Below are 18,353 nucleotides of genomic sequence, written 5' to 3'. Positions count from 1 at the left end.
GTCTGCGGAAAAATCGTTGCGACGGAAGCTCACATGGCCGCGATCAGTTTGCGTAATATCGAAAAGGCCTTCGGCCCGACCAAGGTGCTTGGGGACGTTGGCCTCAACGTTGCCGACGGAGAATTCGTATCCCTGGTCGGGCCGTCAGGCTGCGGCAAATCGACCCTGCTGCGCATCATCGCGGGGCTGGAGGATCCGTGCAGCGGAGATGTACTGATCGACGGCAGGAACGTTGCCGGCATCAGGCCGAGCGCCCGCGATCTCGCGATGGTGTTCCAGTCTTATGCCCTCTACCCGCATCTTTCGGTCGAGCGCAACATGATGACGCCGCTGTTGTTGCGCGATCTTTCGCTGCTCGAGCGGCTGCCCTTGCTGGGACGTTTGTCGCCCGCGCGCGGAAGGAAGCTCCGGTCGATCCAAGCAGCCGTCAAAGAGACGGCGCGCACCTTGAAGATCGAGCAATTGCTGCAGCGGAAACCGGGGCAGCTCTCCGGTGGACAGCGGCAACGCGTTGCGCTCGGCCGGGCGATGGTTCGCAAGCCGGTCGCCTTTCTCATGGACGAACCGCTATCCAACCTCGACGCGGCATTGCGGGTCCATATGCGGGCCGAACTGGCCGAGCTTCATCGCGCGCTGGGCGCGACCTTCATCTACGTGACGCACGATCAGGCCGAAGCCCTGACGATGTCGAACCGCATCGCCGTCATGATGGGAGGCAACATTCTGCAGGTTGCAACTCCCGAAGATATCTACGACGAGCCGTGCGATCTCAGGGTGGCGGAGTTCATCGGCAGTCCGAAGATCAACACGCTGCCGGCGACGGCGGACGCCGACGGGCATATCGCCGTGTTCGGTCGGATCCTGCCGCAGCGCCTTGTCGGCACGCCTGGAGCCGTCACGGTGGCAGTGCGGCCCGAACATCTGCGGATCGGCGCCGGCGATTGCGACCAAGGGCTGGACGCCCGGATTATCTATAAGGAAAACCTGGGAGCGGATGTCTTCGTTCATGCCGCTCTCGGCGGCGGGATCACCGATGTCGAGCACCGCGTGATCGTGCGTTCATCACCCGAGACGGCGCGGTCCCTTGCGGTCGGGACGGCAGTGCAGCTGCACCTCGATCCGGCAAGGATTTTGGTGTTCGGCGCCGACAAGGGGCGCCTGCCGCTCCGCGAAACTGCCGCGGTCCGCGATCGGTCTCCGGTCATGGCGGGGGCGTGAGATGGCGTCCACGTCGTCCGCGGCTCGTCATGCAGGCCGGATCTTCGTAGCTCCCGCGTTGGCGCTGATGGTCGTAATCCTGCTGCTGCCGATCGTCGGCGTCGCGCTGCTGTCATTGACGGACTACGGCCTGGGCGGTGACGGCCCGCGCTGGGTCGGCATCGACAACTTCGTCAAGATATTCACTCAGACGCGCTACATGAGCATGTTTGGCGCAACGCTGACCTACGTCTTGACGGTCACGCCGCTATCGATCGGCCTGGGCCTCGGCGCCGCGCTGCTGATCCACTCGCTGCGCTGGGGCGGCGCATTCTACAAGACCGTGTTCTTCCTGCCCGTGATGGCAACGCTCATGGCGATGTCGGTGGTGTGGAGCTTCGCGCTTCACCCCACGCTCGGAATCGTCAACAGCACGCTGGCGTCCTTCTGCGGCGCCGATTGGCTCCATGCCTGGCCATGGTTCGATCGCGGCTGTCGCAGTGGCTTCCCGCTTTGGCTGGGCGATAGATCCTACGCGATCTGGACCGTCTGTTTCGTCGGGGTCTGGCAGGGATTCGGATTCAACATGGTGCTGTTTCTCGCCGGCCTGACCTCGGTGCCGCCCGAGCTCTATCAGGCGGCAGAGATGGACGGCGCGCGGACTGCATGGGACCGATTCCGCCTGGTGACGTGGCCGATGCTGGCGCCGACGACGGTGTTCGTCGTGACCATCACGGTGATCCGCTCGTTCCAGGTCTTCGACATCGTCGAGGGATTTTACGACCAGGGGGCCGGCCCCTCCCGCAGCGCCTACGTCATCCTGTTCGCGATGTTCGAGAAGGGCATCCGCGAGAACCTGATCGGGATCGGCGCGGCCATCGCCGTGATTTTCCTGGCCTTCGTGCTGATCGCGACGACGATTCAGAAATATGTGATCGAGAGGAAGGCGCACTACGCATGACCGTCCATCGCTTCTCCGCAACGGAATGCCTCAAACACGCCCTGCTCATGCTCGGAGCCCTGATCGTCGCGTTGCCGTTCTACGTGATGCTGTCGACGTCGCTGAAGTCGCCGGGCGAGATCGAGCGCAATGAGGGAGGCTTCTTCGGCTCGCAAGCGCCGATGGTCGACGAGTTCTGCGTCAAGCGCAACGAGCCGGGCCGGACGGCGATCGAGCAGGCCACGCGAGCCAATCCGGATCTCGACACGGCGGCCGTCCGCGCCAAGCTCTCGGCTGCGCTGCGCGAGCACTGCACGGAGCGACCGGTGATCTTCAACTACGCATCGGCGTTCAAGGAGGCCCCGCTGCTGCGCTACCTCCTGAACGGCGTCATCGTGACGGCGTCCATCTTTGTTCTCCAGGTCATCATCGCGTTGCCCGCCGCCTACGCCCTGGCCAAGCTCAAATTCTGGGGCAGAGATGCAGTCTTCGGCCTGGTCCTGTTCTGCCTGCTGATTCCCGTGCATGCCATCGCGCTGCCGCTTTACATTATGCTCGCCAAGCTTGGCCTGACAAACAGTTACGCGGCCCTGATCGTGCCCTGGACGATCTCCGTGTTCGGCATCTTCCTGATGCGGCAGTTCTTCATGACGGTGCCCGACGATCTCATCGATGCGGCACGCATGGACGGCATGAGCGAGTTCTCGATCATCTGGAAGGTCATGCTGCCGACGGCGGTACCGGCGCTGCTCGCCTTCGCGATCTTCTCCATCGTCGCGCATTGGAACGACTATTTCTGGCCGAAGGTCGTCGTGACGGGCGATCGCAACCTGTTCACGCCGCCGCTCGGGCTGCACGAATTTCGCGGCGGCGGCGACGGAAGCCTCTACGGACCGATGATGGCCAGTGCCACCGTCATCGTCGCGCCCCTGATCGTCGCATTCCTGCTCGCGCAGCGGCGGTTCATCGAAGGAATTACGCTGTCTGGCATGAAATAGCCCTGCAGCATCGCAATCTCCGCGATCCCGCGGAAGAGAAGAAGGGGAGGTCCGGGCTCGAGCGTCAATCCGGCTGAACCTCCCTTCGACCACCACCATATGGAGAATGACCTTGAAACGCCTTCTCGCCACTGCCGCGCTGCTCGCGCTCGGATTGTCGTCAGGTGCGAACGCCGAAGAAAAGACCGTCGTCGAGTTCGGCTACACCTACTCATATCTGTTCGACGTCACGTTCCAGAAGATACTGCCGAAATTCTACGCGCAGCACCCGGACATCGAGATCAAGATGCGCGCCGCCTACAAGGATTACGAGGACGGCACCAACACGATCCTTCGCGAGGCGGCCTCCGGCGGTCTCCCCGATGTGACGATCCAGGGCCTCAATCGGCAGGCGATCCTGGTCGAGAAGGGGATCGCCAAATCGCTGGAGCCGTATATCGCGAAAGAACCTGATTTCGCCAAGGACGGTTACCACAAGGCGATGCTCGATCTCGGCACCTCGAACGGAGCGGTCTACGGGCTTCCGTTCGCGATTTCGCTGCCGGTCAGCTATTACAACATGGACATGATGGCCAAGGCCGGCATCACCAAGGCCGATCAACTGCCGAAGACATGGGACGATGTGGTGGGTCTCTGCGGCAAGCTGCAGTCGGCCGGCGTGAAGACTCCGCTGTTCTGGACCTGGAACATCACCGGCAACTGGTTCCTGCAAACCCTGATGTGGTCGCAGGGCGATTCGCTCATGAAGAACGGCAGGTTCAATCTCGCCAGCAATGCCGGCCTGACAGCCCTGGAGACGATGAAGAAGATCTTCCGGGGCTGCAACATGCCGAACTATTCGCTCGCTGATGCGCAGAAATCGTTCGCCGCTGGCCAGATCGCGATGTACTTCACCTCGACCTCGGAATTGGGCGCGATCGAACGGTCCAAGGGCGAATGGAAGCTGGTTACCCATGAATTCCCGGGCATCGATGCTGCGGGACCGAAGGGGCTGCCGGCCGGCGGCAATGCGGCGCTGCTGGTCACGACGTCAACTGATGCGAAGAAGGTCGAGGCGTCTTGGAAGTGGCTGAAGTTCATCACGTCAGGCGAAGGTGCGGCTGACGTGGCGCGCACGACCGGCTACATGCCGCCGAACAAGGCTGCGAACGAGCTGATCCTGTCCGATTTCTACAAGCAGAACCCGAACAAGGAGACGGCGGTCCGTCAGCTGCCACTGCTGCGCGAATGGCAGCCCTATCCCGGCGCGAACGGCCTTGCGGTGACGCAGGTCATCTACGACGGCATCGAGTCCATCGTGGTGGGACGCGCCAACGACATGCCGGCCCTGCAGCGCGAGTTGCAGGAGGAGGTCACCGAGCTTCTTGCCAAGAAGTGAAATCGATCGGGGCGGATGCGCGAATGCCGCGTCCGCCCCCCGAACGAAAACCCTATGGAGGCTCTTTCGATGAGCGACCAGGCGCTCGAATTCGTCATACTCACCGACTGCCATTTCGGCCCGCCGGGCCAGAGGTTCTACGGCCTCGATCCGCGAGAGCGCCTGGAAGCGGCCATCGAGGTCGTCAACCGGGATCATGCAAGGGTTGATTTCGTGATCTTCGCGGGCGATCTCACCGACCTCGGGCAACGGGAGGCCTACGAAAATTTTGCCGGTGCCGTTACGAAGCTGCAGGTTCCGCCGATCCTGATGCTCGGCAATCACGACAGGCGGGGTCCGTTCAGGAGCGTGTTCCCGAATGCCGATGACGACGGAAACGGATTCGTCCAGGCGCTGCGCGTCTTCCCGGCCGCAAGCATCTTGACGCTCGATACGCTCGACGAGGATGGGCGTACCCATGTCGGCATCCTGTGCGGACGTCGGTTGGCGTTTCTCGAGCGCGCGCTACGCGAGGCACCTGCGGATCGTCCGCTGCTGTTGTTCCAGCATCATCACAGCGGCAAGGTCGGCTTGCGATCGATGGATCGCTACAATGTGCGCAACGCCGACGAACAATGGGAGACGTTCGAGCGCGCCGGCCGCCGACCGGATGCGATGTTCCACGGCCACATCCATCGGCCTGTTTTCGGGCTGTGGCGGGGCGTGCCCTATCATGTGCAGCGCTCGATCATGCATCAGGTCGGTTTCGACCTCGAGACCGAGGACAAGATTCCCGGCTCGCTCGAGCCGCCCGATTTTGCCCTGGTCCGCGTGTCGGGCGACGGTCTGACCGTCCATCATCGGCAGTTCCTCTACGACGGCCCTTCATATTGGCTGCACGACCGGGCTGCGGTGGAAGGCCGCTTCGTCGAATGAGGGTTCGGCTCGATCACTTCAAGGCCATCCTCTGCGATATCGACGGATGTCTGATTGCGGGAGACACGGCGTTGCCAGGCGCATCCGAACTGGTGTCCCGGTTCGGAGACCGGCTGATCGCGATCTCCAACAATTCGACGGATACGCCGGAAACGCTGGCGGCGCGTCTTGCTCGGCTTGGTCTTGCGTTACCTGCGGATCGGATCGTCCTCGCGGGCGCGACCGCGATCGACGAGATCGCGATGGCGTCACCCGAAGCCAGGCTGGCGCTGATCGGCTCTGCGACGCTGGCCGCTCGAGCCTCGATGAGAGGATTGGTTCTCACCGACCGGGACGCGGATTTCGCGTTGCTGACCCGCGACGTCGACTTCACCTATGAGCGTCTTGAAAGGTTGGTGCGCCTGCTGAGCGCCGGCACCGAACTGATCGTCGCCAACATCGATGCTACTCACCCTGCCGCGGACGGAGGTCTTGTCCCGGAAACAGGAGCTCTCCTCGGTGCCGTCAAAACCTGCTTGCCTGGTCTGAGGTACCGGGCGATCGGAAAGCCGGAGGAGGCGCTGTTCAGAGCTGCGTTGCTGAAGGCGGGCGTTGAATCCTGCGAGGCGATCGTGATCGGCGACAATCCTGAAACCGACGGGGAGGGCGCGCGGCGCCTTGGGATAGCCTTTGCAGGAATTGGCAATGGCTCCGCTCGGAATATTGCCGAGTTGATGCTCAGAAATGACGCGCTTGGAAACGCCCGTGCCAGTGAGCGCGACCTATAGCGTTCGATATGCATAGCAAGTAGGGCAAAGCGGAGTCCGGAAGACGAGCCCGATTGACTGCATTTAACGGAACGGCCCTACGCAACGGTTCCGGGCCTGCGCGAAGGGCAACCAGCTGGTCAACGGCGATGGCAATTCGTGTGCTCTACGTGTGCAATGAGAGGTCAAAACAGGTACAAACGTGTGCAATTTGGGCTAGTTTGGAGTGCACACGTTCGTGCTTCATCCCATTGAAAGTGTAAGGTAAATAATTGGAATCGCAAGACTATCTCTTTTCCGTGGCTCCGATGATGGACTGGACCGACCGGCATTGCAGGGTCTTCCATCGCCTGATGTCGCGGCGGGCGCGGCTCTATACGGAGATGCTGACCACCGGTGCCGTGATCCACGGCGACCGGGCGCGATTGCTCGGCTTCGATGCCAGCGAGCATCCGGTGGCGCTGCAGCTCGGCGGTTCCGATCCGCGCGACCTCGCGACCGCCGCGAAGATCGGCGAGGATTTCGGCTATGACGAGATCAACCTCAATGTCGGCTGCCCGTCGGACCGGGTGAAGGACGGCCGGTTCGGCGCCTGCCTGATGGCGGAGCCTGCGCTGGTCGCCGAAGGCGTTGCGGCGATGAAGCGCGCGGTGAAAATCCCTGTCACTGTGAAATGCCGGATCGGCATCGACGACCAGGATCCGGAAGTCGCTCTCGATACGCTGGCGCGCGGCGTGATTGCCGCAGGCGCGGATGCGCTCGTCGTGCATGCGCGCAAGGCCTGGCTCAACGGGTTGTCGCCGAAGGAGAACCGCGACATCCCGCCGCTCGACTACGATCGCGTCTATCGTCTCAAGGCGGCGTTGCCGCACGTGCCCATCACCATCAACGGCGGCATCAAGAGTATTGCCGAGGCGAAGCAGCATCTGGCGCATGTCGATGGCGTGATGCTGGGGCGGGCAGCCTATCAGGAGCCGTGGCGGCTGCTCACGGTCGATTCCGAGCTGTTCGGTGAAACGCCGCCACATGCGACGATGAAGGACGTGTTCGCGGCGATGCTGCCCTATATCGAGCGGCAACTGGCTGAAGGCACGCGGCTGCATTCGATCACGCGCCATTTCGTCGGCGCCTTCCATGGCGTTCCCGGCGCGCGGGCGTTCCGCAGGCACCTCGCGGAGAACGGCGTGCGGCCGGGCGCCGGTGTCAACGTGCTGCGCGACGCGATCGCGCTGGTTGACGATCGCGCACGCGCAGCCGTGGCGGCCTGACGCGACAAACTACGGCTTGCGCTGACGCCGCACGACCTCCTGTGCGACCTTGAGGAAATTGAACAGGTGCGGCATCCGGTTGTCGCGCCGGTAGTTCAGCGACAGCGCGGTGCCCGGATTGTGTCCCTCATAAGCGCGGTAGGCGACGCCGGGGCGTTCGGCCTGCGAGACTGATTTCGGCACCAACGCAATGCCGACGCCGACCGACACCAGGCTGATCGCGGTCTGATAGTCCTGCGCCAGCACCTGCGATCTCGGAATGAAGCCCTCTTCGAGGCAGATGTTGAGAATGTGGTCGGCGAAGCTCGGGCGCGGCTTGCGCGGGTAGAGCACGAAGGTCTCGGCCTTCAGCGCCGCCAGCCGCGGGACCTGCTGCTCGAGCAAGGGCGAGGTGTCGGACAGCGCGAGGATCAACGGCTCCTGCAGCAGCGGCTCCGATTTCAATTCCTCGTCGTCGAGCGAGGGGCGGGCAACGGCGATATCGATCTCACGCTGGATCACCGCGCGCTTCTGCTCGGCATTGTTCATCGCCGAGAGCGCAAGCTCGACGTCGGGATAGGCCGAACGGAACGCCTTGATCACGTTGGGCAGCACGCCGTAGGTCGCCGATCCGACGAAGGCGACGCGCAGGTGACCCGAAAAGCCTTCGCCGATCCGCTTGATCTCGCGGTGGGTGCGGTCGAGCCGCTCCAGCACGTCGCGGGCACGTTCCAGCAGAACGCTACCGGCCTGGGTCAGCCGGATCTGGCTGCGGCTCCGGTCGATCAGGATGACGCCGAGATCGCTTTCCAGCTGCGCGATCTGCCGGCTCAGCGGCGGCTGGGCGATCGCGAGCCGCGATGCGGCACGGCCGAAATGCAATTCCTCGGCGACCGCGACGAAATAGACCAGTCGCCTGAGATCCATGACATCGTCGCGCTCGGTCACGGGAGCTAGCCGGACGTTCGGCCACGCGCTTCAAGAGAAGCTGCCGGGAAGGCTGGCCGGGTTTGGTGCCGTGTGGTCATCAGCGCGCGTTCGAGACGATGGTTTCTGCGCGAAGACTGGGCGTGGGTCCCCGGATTGTCAATTGTCCGCGGGGACGACGTCATCGGACTAGTCCTCGCGAGCGAAGGCACGGATCTTGTCCTCGTCGACCTCGACGCCGAGACCCGGGCCATCAGGGACGCAGATCTCGAACGCGTCGAATTTGATCGGGTTGACGACCAGGTCCTCCACGAGAATCCGCGGACCGAAATGCTCGGTGCCCCATTCGAGCTTGGGCAGGGTCGCGAAGGCGGCGAGATGCGCGGCCGCGCCGATGCTGCTCTCCAGCAGGCAGCCGCCGTAGAGTTCGAGGCCATGCGCGCCGGCGACCGCGGCCGCACGCTTCATTTCAAACAGGCCACCGCTCTTCACGAGCTTCAGCGAATAGACACTGCCGCAGCCCATCGTCGCGACGCGGGCAATTTCCTCCTTGGTGAAGGCCGCTTCGTCGACCAGCAACGGGATCGAGGTGCGCGCCGCGACCCGCGCCATGGCTTCGAGCTGTAGCGCCGAGACCGGTTGCTCGATCAGGGCGACGTCCAGCTCCTCCAGCGCCGGCAGGAAGCGGATACATTCGGCCTCGGTCCAACCCTGATTGACATCGACGATCAGCCGCACCTCGTCGCCGAGGCCGGCGCGCAGCGCCTGCAGCCGCCTCAGATCGGCCTGGGGCCGGTCGAATCCGAACTTGATCTTGAACTGACGGTGTTCGCGGCGCCGCAGCTTCTCCTTGGCTTCCTCCAACTCCTGGCTGCTGTCACCCGAGGCCAGCGCCCAGATCACCTCCATCCGCTCGCGCACGGCGCCGCCGAGCAGCGCGCTGGCGGGAAGGCCGAGCGTCTTGCCGGCGGCATCAAGCAGGGCGGATTCGATCGCGCCCTTGGCGGCGAAATTGCGGGTCGCGGCCTTGCTCATGCGCAAGCCATTGGCCTCGAAGGCGAGGGCCGGCTGTCCCAGCAGGGCCGGCGCCAGATAATTCGTCACCGCAGCCTTAATCGATTCCACGCTCTCCTCGGCCCAGCGCGGCCCGCCGAGCGTCGAGGCTTCGCCGATCCCCGTGACGCCGTTGTCGAGCAGCACGCGCACCAGCACGTAACCCTGATGCGTGACTTCCGTGTTCGAGAGCTTGTGCCGCCGGCGCGTCGGCGCTTCCACGATGGTGGCGCGGATGCTGCGGATCGCAGTGTCCTTGGCGGCAGCCTGCACGTGCTCCACGGGCTCGGCGATTTCAATCACGGCACGGCTCATATGTCCTCACAGGTCAGATCAGAATGAACCCCGCCAGGCTCTGCCTGGCGGGGCGGAATGCGCATCACTCGGCCGCGACGAGCCGTTCGACGGCCGCCTTCTTGAGCTTGAAGTCGAACTCGAGCACGAGGTCGGTGTCGGCGCCGGCCGGCGCCTTGGCGAACTTGCCGATCAGGCTCTGCTTCACGGCGAACACCGAGTCGTTGTCGAGATATTTGGTCTCGGAATCGTAGATCTGCGAGATCAGCGATTGATAGCCGTCCTTGGAGAGCATGAAGTGGATGTGGCCGGGACGCCAGGGATGGTGACCCATGTACTTCAACAGCTCGCCGCCGGCGCCGTCATAGGGGATCGGGTAGGGCTCGGGGCGCAGCGCCACGAAGGCGTATTCACCGTTGGCATCGGTGGTGAAGCGTCCGCGCAGATTGTAGGCCGGCTGCTCCGGGTCCTGCAGATCGTAGAGCCCGTTCGGCGCATCTTCCCAGACATCGATGGTGACGCCCTCGATCGGCCGTCCTGCGGTGTCGCTGATGCGCCCGCTGACCTTCACGGTCTGCGCGTTGTCGAACGTCTTCTTGATGATCGAGGCGCCCTTCGGCAGCACCGGCGGATTCTCCCGGTAGAACGGCCCGAGCACGGTGGATTCGCTCTCGCCGTCGGTGACCCGGTGGTCGAGCATGTCGACCAGCACCTCGACGCCGAGAATGTCAGCAATCAGGATGAACTCGTTGCGCTTCTCGTCCGAGATGTCGCCGGCGCGGCGCAGGAATTCACAAGCCGCGAACCATTCGGCAAAGGTCAGGTCGACCTCCTTGCAGAACGCGTGCATGTGACGGATCAGGCTGGTCATGATCTGGCGGTTGCGGTCCGGGATATCCGGCGAGAGCGCCGCGATCACGTGGTCGGTGATGGTGTCCTTGTTGACGTTCAGCATGGTCGTTTCCTCCTTTTCTTGCAGTTTGATCAAGCTTGCATTCCCGTTTTCGGGAATTTCGGCTGGTCGATTCACCAGACAAATTCGTAGGCCGCATTCTCCAGCATCGCGGGGGCGGGGTGCGGGTCGGCAAGGCTGCCGAACCGGCCGCGAAAGAACAGCAGCGGTCGCGTGCTCTGCTGCAGTGCCATCTCGCGGACATGGCCGAGGAAGATGGTGTGGTCGCCGGCGATGATCTCGTCGGCGAGATCGGTGACGAAGTACGCCGCCGCGTTGGCGATGACCGGCAGGTCGTTGCGGCGCTCGAACACGTCGCGGAGGTCGAGCTTCGGCTTGCCGGCGAAATGCCAGGCGAGATCCTCCATGCCCTCGGCAAGCACGCTGACCGCGAAGCGGCCGGTGCTCTGGATGTTGCGAAGCATCTTCGCGCTCTTGGCGATCGAGATCGCGACCAGAGGCGGATCGAGCGAGACCGACATGAAGGCATTGGCCGTCATGCCGTGATCGCGTCCCTCGCAATGCGTCGTGATGATGGTGACGCCGGTGCCGAACTGGCCGCAGGCGTTGCGCAGCTCACGCGGATCGATGGTGCTCATTGGTTTGCGACCTCGAATTGGGCCAAACGGGATCGAATGGCGCGCGGCGCGGTCACGATATCCTTCCAGTTCTCCAGCGCCGCCGCGGCGGCCGCAAGACCGGATCGCCGCAGGCTCCGGATCCGGCTGCTGGAGACGATCTCGCCATTGCCGCAGCGCACCGGCGGCAGGATGCGCGTGTTGAAGTGCTGCCGGAGCAGCTGCGCGGTGCCGCCCTTGCAGGACCCGAAGCGGAAATCCTCGCCGACGATCAGTTCGCATGGCCGCAGGAGCTGCAACTCGGCGAGGAAATCGGCCGCGCTGCGGCTGACGTAGATCTGGTTGAAGTCCGCGACGACGACATGGTCGGGCGTAAATGTTGCGATGCGATCGAGCTTCTCGTCGAGCGAGATCAGTGCCTCGGCCTGGCCGAAATACACCTTTGGCGGCGGATCGAAAGTGTAGACCACGGCCGGGACACCGCGGCGCTGCGCTGCCGCAATGGTCTGCCGAAGCAGTTCCTGATGGCCGCGATGGACGCCGTCGAACGCGCCGATGGTGACGACGCTGGCGTCGAGGGCCAATTCCCCATCGCGATGGAAAGCGACAGCGCTGCTGTCAAAACCCTTGCCCATGGTTCGCTCCCTCTGCCGTGCTGTGCATTGTGCATGGTCAGCTGCGGCGCTGCGTCCGCTGGACGATCTTGGCGTCCGGTCGGTGCACCCAAGTCATAGCGCGAGCCGCGGCGGCCGGCGCGGTATGGTGTGATACCTTTCGCCGGCTCCGGGTGAGCGCGTAGCTTTTCCTCCGATGTCACGCCGACCAAGAGCGTGACGGGATTGTCCAGGCCAATGCGGCGACGTCCGCCGGTCGAGCGACACAAGCGGAGGAGAAACCCATGACGACAGCAGCAGCTCTGCGGGCCGACGCGCCTGCGTCGACAACCAGCGTCTATACCGGTGCGGAATTCCTGGACAGCATCCAGGACGGCCGCGAAATCTACATCTATGGCGAGCGCGTCAAGAACGTCACCCAGCATCCCGCGTTCCGCAATTCGGCCCGGATGGTGGCGCGCTGGTACGACCGCTTCCACGAGAAGAAGGATCAGATCGGCGTTCTCACCGATACCGGCTCGGGACAGATCACCCATCCGTTCTTCCTCGGCTCGAAAACGGCCGACGACCTTGTGCGGGGCCGCGATGCGATCGCCGAATTGCAGAAGGTCGCGTATGGCTGGATGGGCCGCTCGCCGGACTACAAGGCGGCATTCCTCGGCACGCTCGGTGCGAATTCGGGCTTCTACGGCGAATATGCCGGCAACGCCAAGAAGTGGTATTCACGAACCCAGGAGCGGCTCGACTTCTGGAATCATGCCATCGTCAATCCGCCGATCGATCGCGATCGCGCCATCGAGGAGGTGCGCGACGTCTTCATGCATGTCGAGAAGGAAACCGACGCGGGCCTGATCGTGTCCGGCGCGAAGGTGGTCGCAACCGGCTCGGCGCTGACGCACTACAATTTCATCGCCCATTACGGCATCCCGATCAAGGACAAGTCGTTCGCGCTGATCTTCACCGCGCCGATGGATGCCAAGGGCATCAAGCTGATCGCGCGCTCGTCCTACGAATTCACGGCGGCCGCGACCGGCTCGCCGTTCGACTATCCATTGTCGAGCCGCTTCGACGAGAACGATTCGATCCTCGTGTTCGACAAGGTGCTGGTGCCCTGGGAGAACGTCTTCATCTATGGCGACGTCGACAAGATCAACCAGTTCTTCCCGGCGTCAGGCTTCATCCCGCGCTTCACGCTGCACGGTGTGACACGGCTTGCCGTCAAGCTCGACTTCATCGCCGGCCTGTTCTCGATGGCGGTGGAGGCGACCGGCTCGAAGGATTTCCGCGGCGTGCAGACCGCGGTCGGCGAGGTCATCGCCTGGCGCAATTTGTTCCACGGCATTGCCGACGCGATGGTGAAATCGCCGATCGCCTGGCAGGGCACCGAGGGCTACAATCTGCCTAACCTGAACTACGGGCTGGCCTATCGTGTGTTCGCGCCGATGGCCTATCCGCGGATCAAGGAATTGATCGAGCGCCATGTCGCGAGCGGCCTGATCTATCTGCCGTCGAGTTCGGCCGACCTCGAGAGCGAGGCGATTCGGCCCTATCTCGACCGCTTCGTGCGCGGCTCCAACGGCTATGCGGCGATCGACCGGATCAAGCTGCTCAAGCTGCTGTGGGACGCGATGGGCTCCGAGTTCGGCGGCCGGCACGAGCTCTACGAGCGCAACTATGCCGGCAATTACGAGAATCTGCGCGTCGAGACGTTGATGGCCGCGAGCGCCACCGGCGATCTCGGCGCCATGCAGGATTTCGTTCGCAACTGCATGAGCGACTACGACGTCTCGGGTTGGACGGCGAAGGACCTCGTCAATCCCGACGACATCAATCTCGTCAGCCGCGGTCTGGTACAGGGCTGACGACAAGGCTGACGATCTGGTAAGACAAATCGATGAGCCGCCGCGATTGCGCGGCGGCTCCATTATTTCTGCAAAGTGAGCCCATCGCCATGCTATTCCACGTCGAAATGGATGTACGGATTCCGCACGACATCGCAGCCGAAAAGGTCGACGCGCTGAAGCAGGCCGAACGCGTCCGCGCCATGGAGCTACAGCGCACGGGGGCATGGCGCCATCTATGGCGGGTGGCCGGACGCTACGCCAATGTCAGCATCTTCGACGTATCGGGCGCGCAGGAGTTGCACGACATCCTGTCCAGCCTGCCGCTGTTTCCCTTCATGGAAATCCAGGTCACGCCGCTGTGCCGGCATCCGTCCTCGATCCGCGACGACGACCGGTAGCACAAGCTTGTATGCGTGACTGAGGTCGGCGCGTGCGTCCTAGTCGATCGCCGTGCGCGGACGCCGGTGGCGGCTCGAGGTGCTGATGCTGCCGGTGACGTCGGGGTAGCCGGTGAGGGACAGCGTGTCGGAGCGGACACCCCAGCTCTCCAGCCGGTCGAGGAAGCTCATGCCGAGCAGGTTGGTCTTCATCTGCCCGCGCTGCACCACCAGCGCCGGCACCGATTTCTCGACCAGCTTGCCGACCGCGAGACGATCGAGCGTCAGCCGCGCCGCCTTGGTGTGGCCGCCGGCGGTCTCCAGGTCGACATTGTAGTCCAGCATGTCGGTCGGCAGCCCGATCGCCTTGGCGGTTTCCCAGGTCAGGACGACAGAGGTCGCCCCGGTGTCGATCACCATCGGCGCGCTGACGCCGTTGATCTTGGCGCGGAACGCGAACTCGCCGCCCTGGCTGCGCGCGATCTGCACCGCGGGGGCGGAGGTGGAGCTGGGGGCTGCGGCGGCGACGGTGCGGCCGAAGATCTGGGTCAGGTTCTCCCTGGCGCGCGCGATCTGATCGGGATCGCCATAGGCGACGACCGCGCCGGCGGTCGCCATCAGCAGCAGGATGACGAGGAGGATGCGGGTCATGCTGCGCCCCCGCTCGCGGCGGCGGTCAGGCGCGCTTCGGGCGCGGCTCCATGCGCTCGAGCCCGGCATCGGCCATGCGCGCCGGCAAAGTCGACATCACCGACAGCCGCTCCGCGCGATCCATCTTGTGCCAGCGCGCGATCTCCGGAAGCGTGCGACCGCAGCCGAAGCAGAGCTTCGTCCTGGGGTCCATCATGCAGACTGCGATACACGGCGTTTCTGAGCTCATGCTGCAACTGTTGAACCGTTTCGGCCGCTGGTGCAAGTCGCTCGAAACGGGATGCGCCATCACGCCCCGGCTCCTTGTCGCGAGCATGGTCTCGGCGCGAACGCCTTGCATTTGTTGGCAACGAAACCCTAGTCACGATTGTCCGCGACATGTTCTACAATCCGGTGCCGGCACTCATGATCGACTTGCGGCGCACACGCTTCCGGTCGGCGCCCATCGTGGGCTCGGCGGGCTCCGGCTGCACCGGCGGCGCTTCTTCCGTCATCGGCGCCAGTGCGCTCATCACCCGTTCCGGCGGCAAGGTCACGATCACCTCGGTACCGATGCGCAGCTTCGATTTCAGCGTGAAGGTGCCGCCATGCATGTCGATCAGGCTCTTCGCGATCGGCAGCCCAAGGCCGGCACCCTGTTCCGCCGACTTGATCGAGTTGGAGCCCTGGCCGAACGAGGCCAGCACGACCGGGATCTCGTCCTCGGCGATGCCGCTGCCGGTGTCCTTGACGCTCAGATATTGCCCGCCCGACGCGGTCCAGCCGACCTTCAGCCAGATCTCGCCGCCCTGCGGCGTGAACTTGATCGAGTTGGAGAGCAGATTGAGCACGACCTGGCGGATGGCGCGCTCGTCGCCCCATATCCTCGGCATGCCGTGCTCGAACACTTCGTGGATGGTGATGCCGCGGCTGGAGGCGCGCAGCTTCAGCAAATGGTGGCAGTCGGCGACAACATGCACCAGCGCCACGGCCTCTTCGTTCAGCTCGTACCGGCCGGCCTCGATGCGCGACAGATCGAGGATCTCGTTGATGAGGTTGAGCAGGTGCACGCCGGAATTATGGATGTCGGCGGAGTATTCCTTATAGACGGGCACCGCATGCGCGCCAAAGATCTCGCTTTTCATCACCTCGGAGAAGCCGAGGATGGCATTGAGCGGCGTGCGCAGTTCATGGCTCATCTGGGCCAGGAAGCGCGACTTGGCGACGTTGGCGGACTCGGCGCGGTGCCGGGCCTCGTCTGATATCGCCTTGGCCTGTTCCAGTTCGCCGATCAGCGCGTCCTTTTCGGCACGGGCCTCCAGGGTCGCAAGCGTGGTCGAATGCAGGCGGTGCGCCAGCAGGGCGAAATAGCCCTCGGCGGCAAGCGCCAGCAGCGCCAGCACGTAATTGTCGAACGCGCCGTTGAGCACGAGGTCGAGCGCGATCCCGACCGTGACCGGAACGGTCGCCGCGAGCGCTGCGATCGGCAGGCTCGCCGCCAGCATGCTGGAGACCGCGATCACCAGCGGCATCAGGAACATCATCAGCGTGTTGGAAGCGAGATCGCGCCCGGCGGGGTGGATCAGGATCGCGGTCCAGCACAGACCGTAGAGCAGGTCGAGCAGCACGAAGCGCGTCCGCCATTTGCGCGTCACCGCGACCGAAGTCGGCTCGGCGAGGAAGCGGGAGCAGTTGCGAATGATCAGGAGATGGACACAGAGGATGCCGACCGTCCAGGCGCCGGCCACGATCGGCTTCATCCAGAGGCCGAACAGCACGCCGGTTGCCACCACGAGCAGCATCACGACATAGGACGCCGAGATCCGGGTCTGGGCGTATTGGCGGAGCAGTTCGGCGTCGAACGCCGGGCGGGTTCCACTGGTTGACGTTAACCGATCCCGCGCCTCACGCACCCGCTGCGCAGCGACGCGCCGGCTGTTCACCGGCGCTGCCACCTGAGGTCCTGCCGGAAGCGCTACAACTTCAGGCTTTTCTGCGGGATTACTCATAAACAACACAAATCCTGCCCGCGTACCGCGCGGGCCTTTTGCATTGTCTATCTGTGACGCCAAATCATTAAGCGATGACTTAAAGAGCTAAAGAAAACCGTTAACCGGAGGTTAAATTAACTTTTGCGCCGGGCTTGCACTGGTGCGCCGATGACGCATCAGTGCACCAGCAACAGCGCTGCGGCGCCGACCAGAATTGCGAGCGGAACCGCACCGAGCGGCCAGCCCCGCAAGTACACGGTGCGCTCAAGGTCGGGCTTCCCGACCAGCGCACAGCCGACTGCGACCCGCACCGGCGACAGCATGGTCAGGGCCGCGGCGGCAGTGTTCTGGATCGCGCCGAGCCAGGGCAGGCTGAGCGCAGCATCCCTTGCGAGCGCGATCTGGGCGGGCATCAGGAGGCCATTGGCGGCGTTGCTGCTGCCGGTCAGAAATCCGAACGCTGCGGCAAACAGCGGTGTTGCGAGAACGGCGAGCGGGCCAAGTCCCGACCTCAGGCCCGTTGCGAGACCATCGGCGAGGCCGGACGTCGCCATCACCTGCGCCATCGCAAGGAAGCAGCCGATGGTCAGGATCGGCTTGCGGCCACGGGTCCATGCGCGTGCGAGCGCAAGCACCGCCGGCCGCCGCATCGCGATCGCCGTGGCGAGGCCGACCACCAGCAGCCATGAGCCTGGATGCAGCAGCGGGAACCAGGCCGGGCCGTCGGCAAAAGGCTTTACCGCGAGCGCAAGGCGGAGCCATTCGTTCACCGGCGTGATCGCACGCGTCGCCATCAGCACCGCGATCAGCGCGACATAGGGCAGTCCGACGCGAAGCGCTGACCGCCATTGCTCGCGATCGGGCCGGCCGTTCATCAGAAATCGTGCGACGATCAGTGGTCCCAGCGCTGCCAGTGCTGCCACCTCCGGACCGAACACCGCATTGGCGGCGACCAGCAATCCGGCCGCCGCGGCCGTGCACAGCGCCTCGCCGACGAAATCGAGCGCCGTGCCGGGGACCTTGGCGAGGGCGGCGATGCGCCAGAACAGACAGAGCCAGGCGATCAGAAGCGGCGCGGTGAGCAGGGCGCTGTGCACGCCGAGGTCGGTCGGCGCAATCCCGGAGAGCTGCGCGCCGACGATCGTACCGTTGGCCATTGCGCCCCACGACACCATCATCTGGCTGAACAGCCCGAACAGGATGGCGTGGAGCGGCGCGAGTCCGATGCCGTTGAGCATCGGCGCAATCGTGACCTGGCCAACGCCGAAGCCGGTCGCCCCCTCTGCGAACGGGCCGATCAGAAAGCACGTGGTGTAGAGCTGTTTGCGACGCCGTTCCGGAGCGACCGGTGCCGGATCGTCTGCCGCGCCATGCTCCGAGATCACCTCGCGGAAGAATAATCCGCCAAGAATGACGGCGCCGACGAGCAACGCCAGCCATCCACCGTGAGCGATCGCGCCGAGCGCATCGCGCGCACCAAACGGATGCGGTGGCGCCACCATTGCGACGATGAGCGAGGTCACGAGACCGAACAGCCCCACCGTGGTGGAGGACGCGCGTCCCGTGGCAATCAGCGCCGCGACGACGACGAACGGGAGCGACCACACCAGGTATTCCAAGGTCGTCTCGCTTTCCTCACGGGCTTCCGGCGTCGACGGCGAGTTTCAAACCG

At 64.1% G+C, this 18,353-nt stretch carries 18 protein-coding genes; 9 read left to right on the top strand and 9 right to left on the bottom strand.

Features of this window, described 5'->3' with window-relative positions; genetic code table 11:
* Positions 1-33: 33 nt before the first annotated feature.
* The 7 genes from ACTUWL_RS02430 (at position 34) to dusA (ending at position 7,442) form a co-directional block, all read left to right on the top strand.
* Complete coding sequence (locus tag ACTUWL_RS02430; RefSeq protein ID WP_021082320.1) at positions 34-1,218, top strand: ABC transporter ATP-binding protein; 1,185 nt, start codon at positions 34-36, stop codon at positions 1,216-1,218.
* Between the two features lies 1 nt (position 1,219).
* Positions 1,220-2,158 carry a carbohydrate ABC transporter permease gene (locus ACTUWL_RS02425; protein ID WP_021082319.1) on the top strand — a complete coding sequence of 313 codons (939 nt, stop codon included), beginning with the start codon at positions 1,220-1,222 and terminating at the stop codon, positions 2,156-2,158.
* Positions 2,155-3,135: a carbohydrate ABC transporter permease gene (locus ACTUWL_RS02420; protein WP_021082318.1), complete on the top strand. Its 981-nt coding sequence runs from the start codon at positions 2,155-2,157 to the stop codon at positions 3,133-3,135. The genes ACTUWL_RS02425 and ACTUWL_RS02420 overlap by 4 nt, the downstream gene beginning before the upstream one ends.
* Before the next feature lie 112 nt (positions 3,136-3,247).
* Positions 3,248-4,513, top strand: a complete 1,266-nt coding sequence (locus tag ACTUWL_RS02415; protein WP_021082317.1) for an extracellular solute-binding protein — start codon at positions 3,248-3,250, stop codon at positions 4,511-4,513.
* Positions 4,514-4,582: 69 nt separating this feature from the next.
* Positions 4,583-5,428 carry a phosphodiesterase gene (locus ACTUWL_RS02410; protein ID WP_021082316.1) on the top strand — a complete coding sequence of 282 codons (846 nt, stop codon included), beginning with the start codon at positions 4,583-4,585 and terminating at the stop codon, positions 5,426-5,428.
* Entirely contained in the window at positions 5,425-6,195 is a 771-nt protein-coding gene (locus ACTUWL_RS02405) for an HAD-IIA family hydrolase (RefSeq protein WP_021082315.1), read from the top strand. The genes ACTUWL_RS02410 and ACTUWL_RS02405 overlap by 4 nt, the downstream gene beginning before the upstream one ends.
* A 287-nt stretch (positions 6,196-6,482) precedes the next feature.
* Entirely contained in the window at positions 6,483-7,442 is a 960-nt protein-coding gene (dusA, locus tag ACTUWL_RS02400; protein WP_021082314.1) for a tRNA dihydrouridine(20/20a) synthase DusA, read from the top strand.
* A gap of 9 nt (positions 7,443-7,451) precedes the next feature.
* Here the strand turns inward: dusA and ACTUWL_RS02395 are convergent, their stop codons facing one another.
* From ACTUWL_RS02395 to ACTUWL_RS02375, 5 genes are all read right to left on the bottom strand, one after another.
* The gene (locus ACTUWL_RS02395; RefSeq protein ID WP_307756224.1) at positions 7,452-8,369 is read right to left on the bottom strand and encodes a LysR family transcriptional regulator; all 918 of its coding nucleotides are present in this window, start codon (positions 8,367-8,369) and stop codon (positions 7,452-7,454) included.
* 168 nt (positions 8,370-8,537) lie between these two features.
* Positions 8,538-9,716 carry a muconate/chloromuconate family cycloisomerase gene (locus ACTUWL_RS02390; RefSeq protein WP_021082312.1) on the bottom strand — a complete coding sequence of 393 codons (1,179 nt, stop codon included), beginning with the start codon at positions 9,714-9,716 and terminating at the stop codon, positions 8,538-8,540.
* Positions 9,717-9,780: 64 nt separating this feature from the next.
* Entirely contained in the window at positions 9,781-10,650 is an 870-nt protein-coding gene (locus ACTUWL_RS02385) for an intradiol ring-cleavage dioxygenase (RefSeq protein WP_021082311.1), read from the bottom strand.
* A gap of 71 nt (positions 10,651-10,721) precedes the next feature.
* The gene (locus tag ACTUWL_RS02380; RefSeq protein WP_021082310.1) at positions 10,722-11,246 is read right to left on the bottom strand and encodes a flavin reductase family protein; all 525 of its coding nucleotides are present in this window, start codon (positions 11,244-11,246) and stop codon (positions 10,722-10,724) included.
* A complete protein-coding gene (locus tag ACTUWL_RS02375; RefSeq protein ID WP_021082309.1) occupies positions 11,243-11,860 on the bottom strand; it encodes a riboflavin biosynthesis protein RibF in 618 nt (205 codons plus the stop codon). The genes ACTUWL_RS02380 and ACTUWL_RS02375 overlap by 4 nt, the downstream gene beginning before the upstream one ends.
* A gap of 263 nt (positions 11,861-12,123) precedes the next feature.
* On the opposite strand from ACTUWL_RS02375, the gene ACTUWL_RS02370 reads away from it, so the two are divergent.
* Together ACTUWL_RS02370 and catC are read left to right on the top strand one after the other, a co-directional pair.
* Entirely contained in the window at positions 12,124-13,701 is a 1,578-nt protein-coding gene (locus ACTUWL_RS02370; protein WP_021082308.1) for a 4-hydroxyphenylacetate 3-hydroxylase N-terminal domain-containing protein, read from the top strand.
* 89 nt (positions 13,702-13,790) lie between these two features.
* The gene (catC, locus tag ACTUWL_RS02365) at positions 13,791-14,081 is read left to right on the top strand and encodes a muconolactone Delta-isomerase (protein WP_021082307.1); all 291 of its coding nucleotides are present in this window, start codon (positions 13,791-13,793) and stop codon (positions 14,079-14,081) included.
* 39 nt (positions 14,082-14,120) lie between these two features.
* Here the strand turns inward: catC and ACTUWL_RS02360 are convergent, their stop codons facing one another.
* From ACTUWL_RS02360 to ACTUWL_RS02345, 4 genes are all read right to left on the bottom strand, one after another.
* Positions 14,121-14,711, bottom strand: coding sequence for a TIGR02281 family clan AA aspartic protease (locus tag ACTUWL_RS02360; RefSeq protein ID WP_021082306.1), 591 nt, complete (start codon positions 14,709-14,711; stop codon positions 14,121-14,123).
* 25 nt (positions 14,712-14,736) lie between these two features.
* Positions 14,737-14,940, bottom strand: coding sequence for a DUF1289 domain-containing protein (locus tag ACTUWL_RS02355; protein WP_035653599.1), 204 nt, complete (start codon positions 14,938-14,940; stop codon positions 14,737-14,739).
* 154 nt (positions 14,941-15,094) lie between these two features.
* On the bottom strand, positions 15,095-16,699 hold the full coding sequence (locus ACTUWL_RS02350; protein ID WP_035653573.1) for a sensor histidine kinase: 1,605 nt from the start codon (positions 16,697-16,699) through the stop codon (positions 15,095-15,097).
* A 158-nt stretch (positions 16,700-16,857) separates the two neighbouring features.
* A complete protein-coding gene (locus tag ACTUWL_RS02345; RefSeq protein ID WP_035653572.1) occupies positions 16,858-18,300 on the bottom strand; it encodes an L-lactate permease in 1,443 nt (480 codons plus the stop codon).
* Positions 18,301-18,353: the final 53 nt, after the last annotated feature.

This window comes from Bradyrhizobium sp. WCU1 (assembly GCF_053474805.1).
The sequence above is the reverse complement of the archived record's forward strand: the minus strand, read 5'-3'. Positions and strand labels throughout refer to the sequence as shown.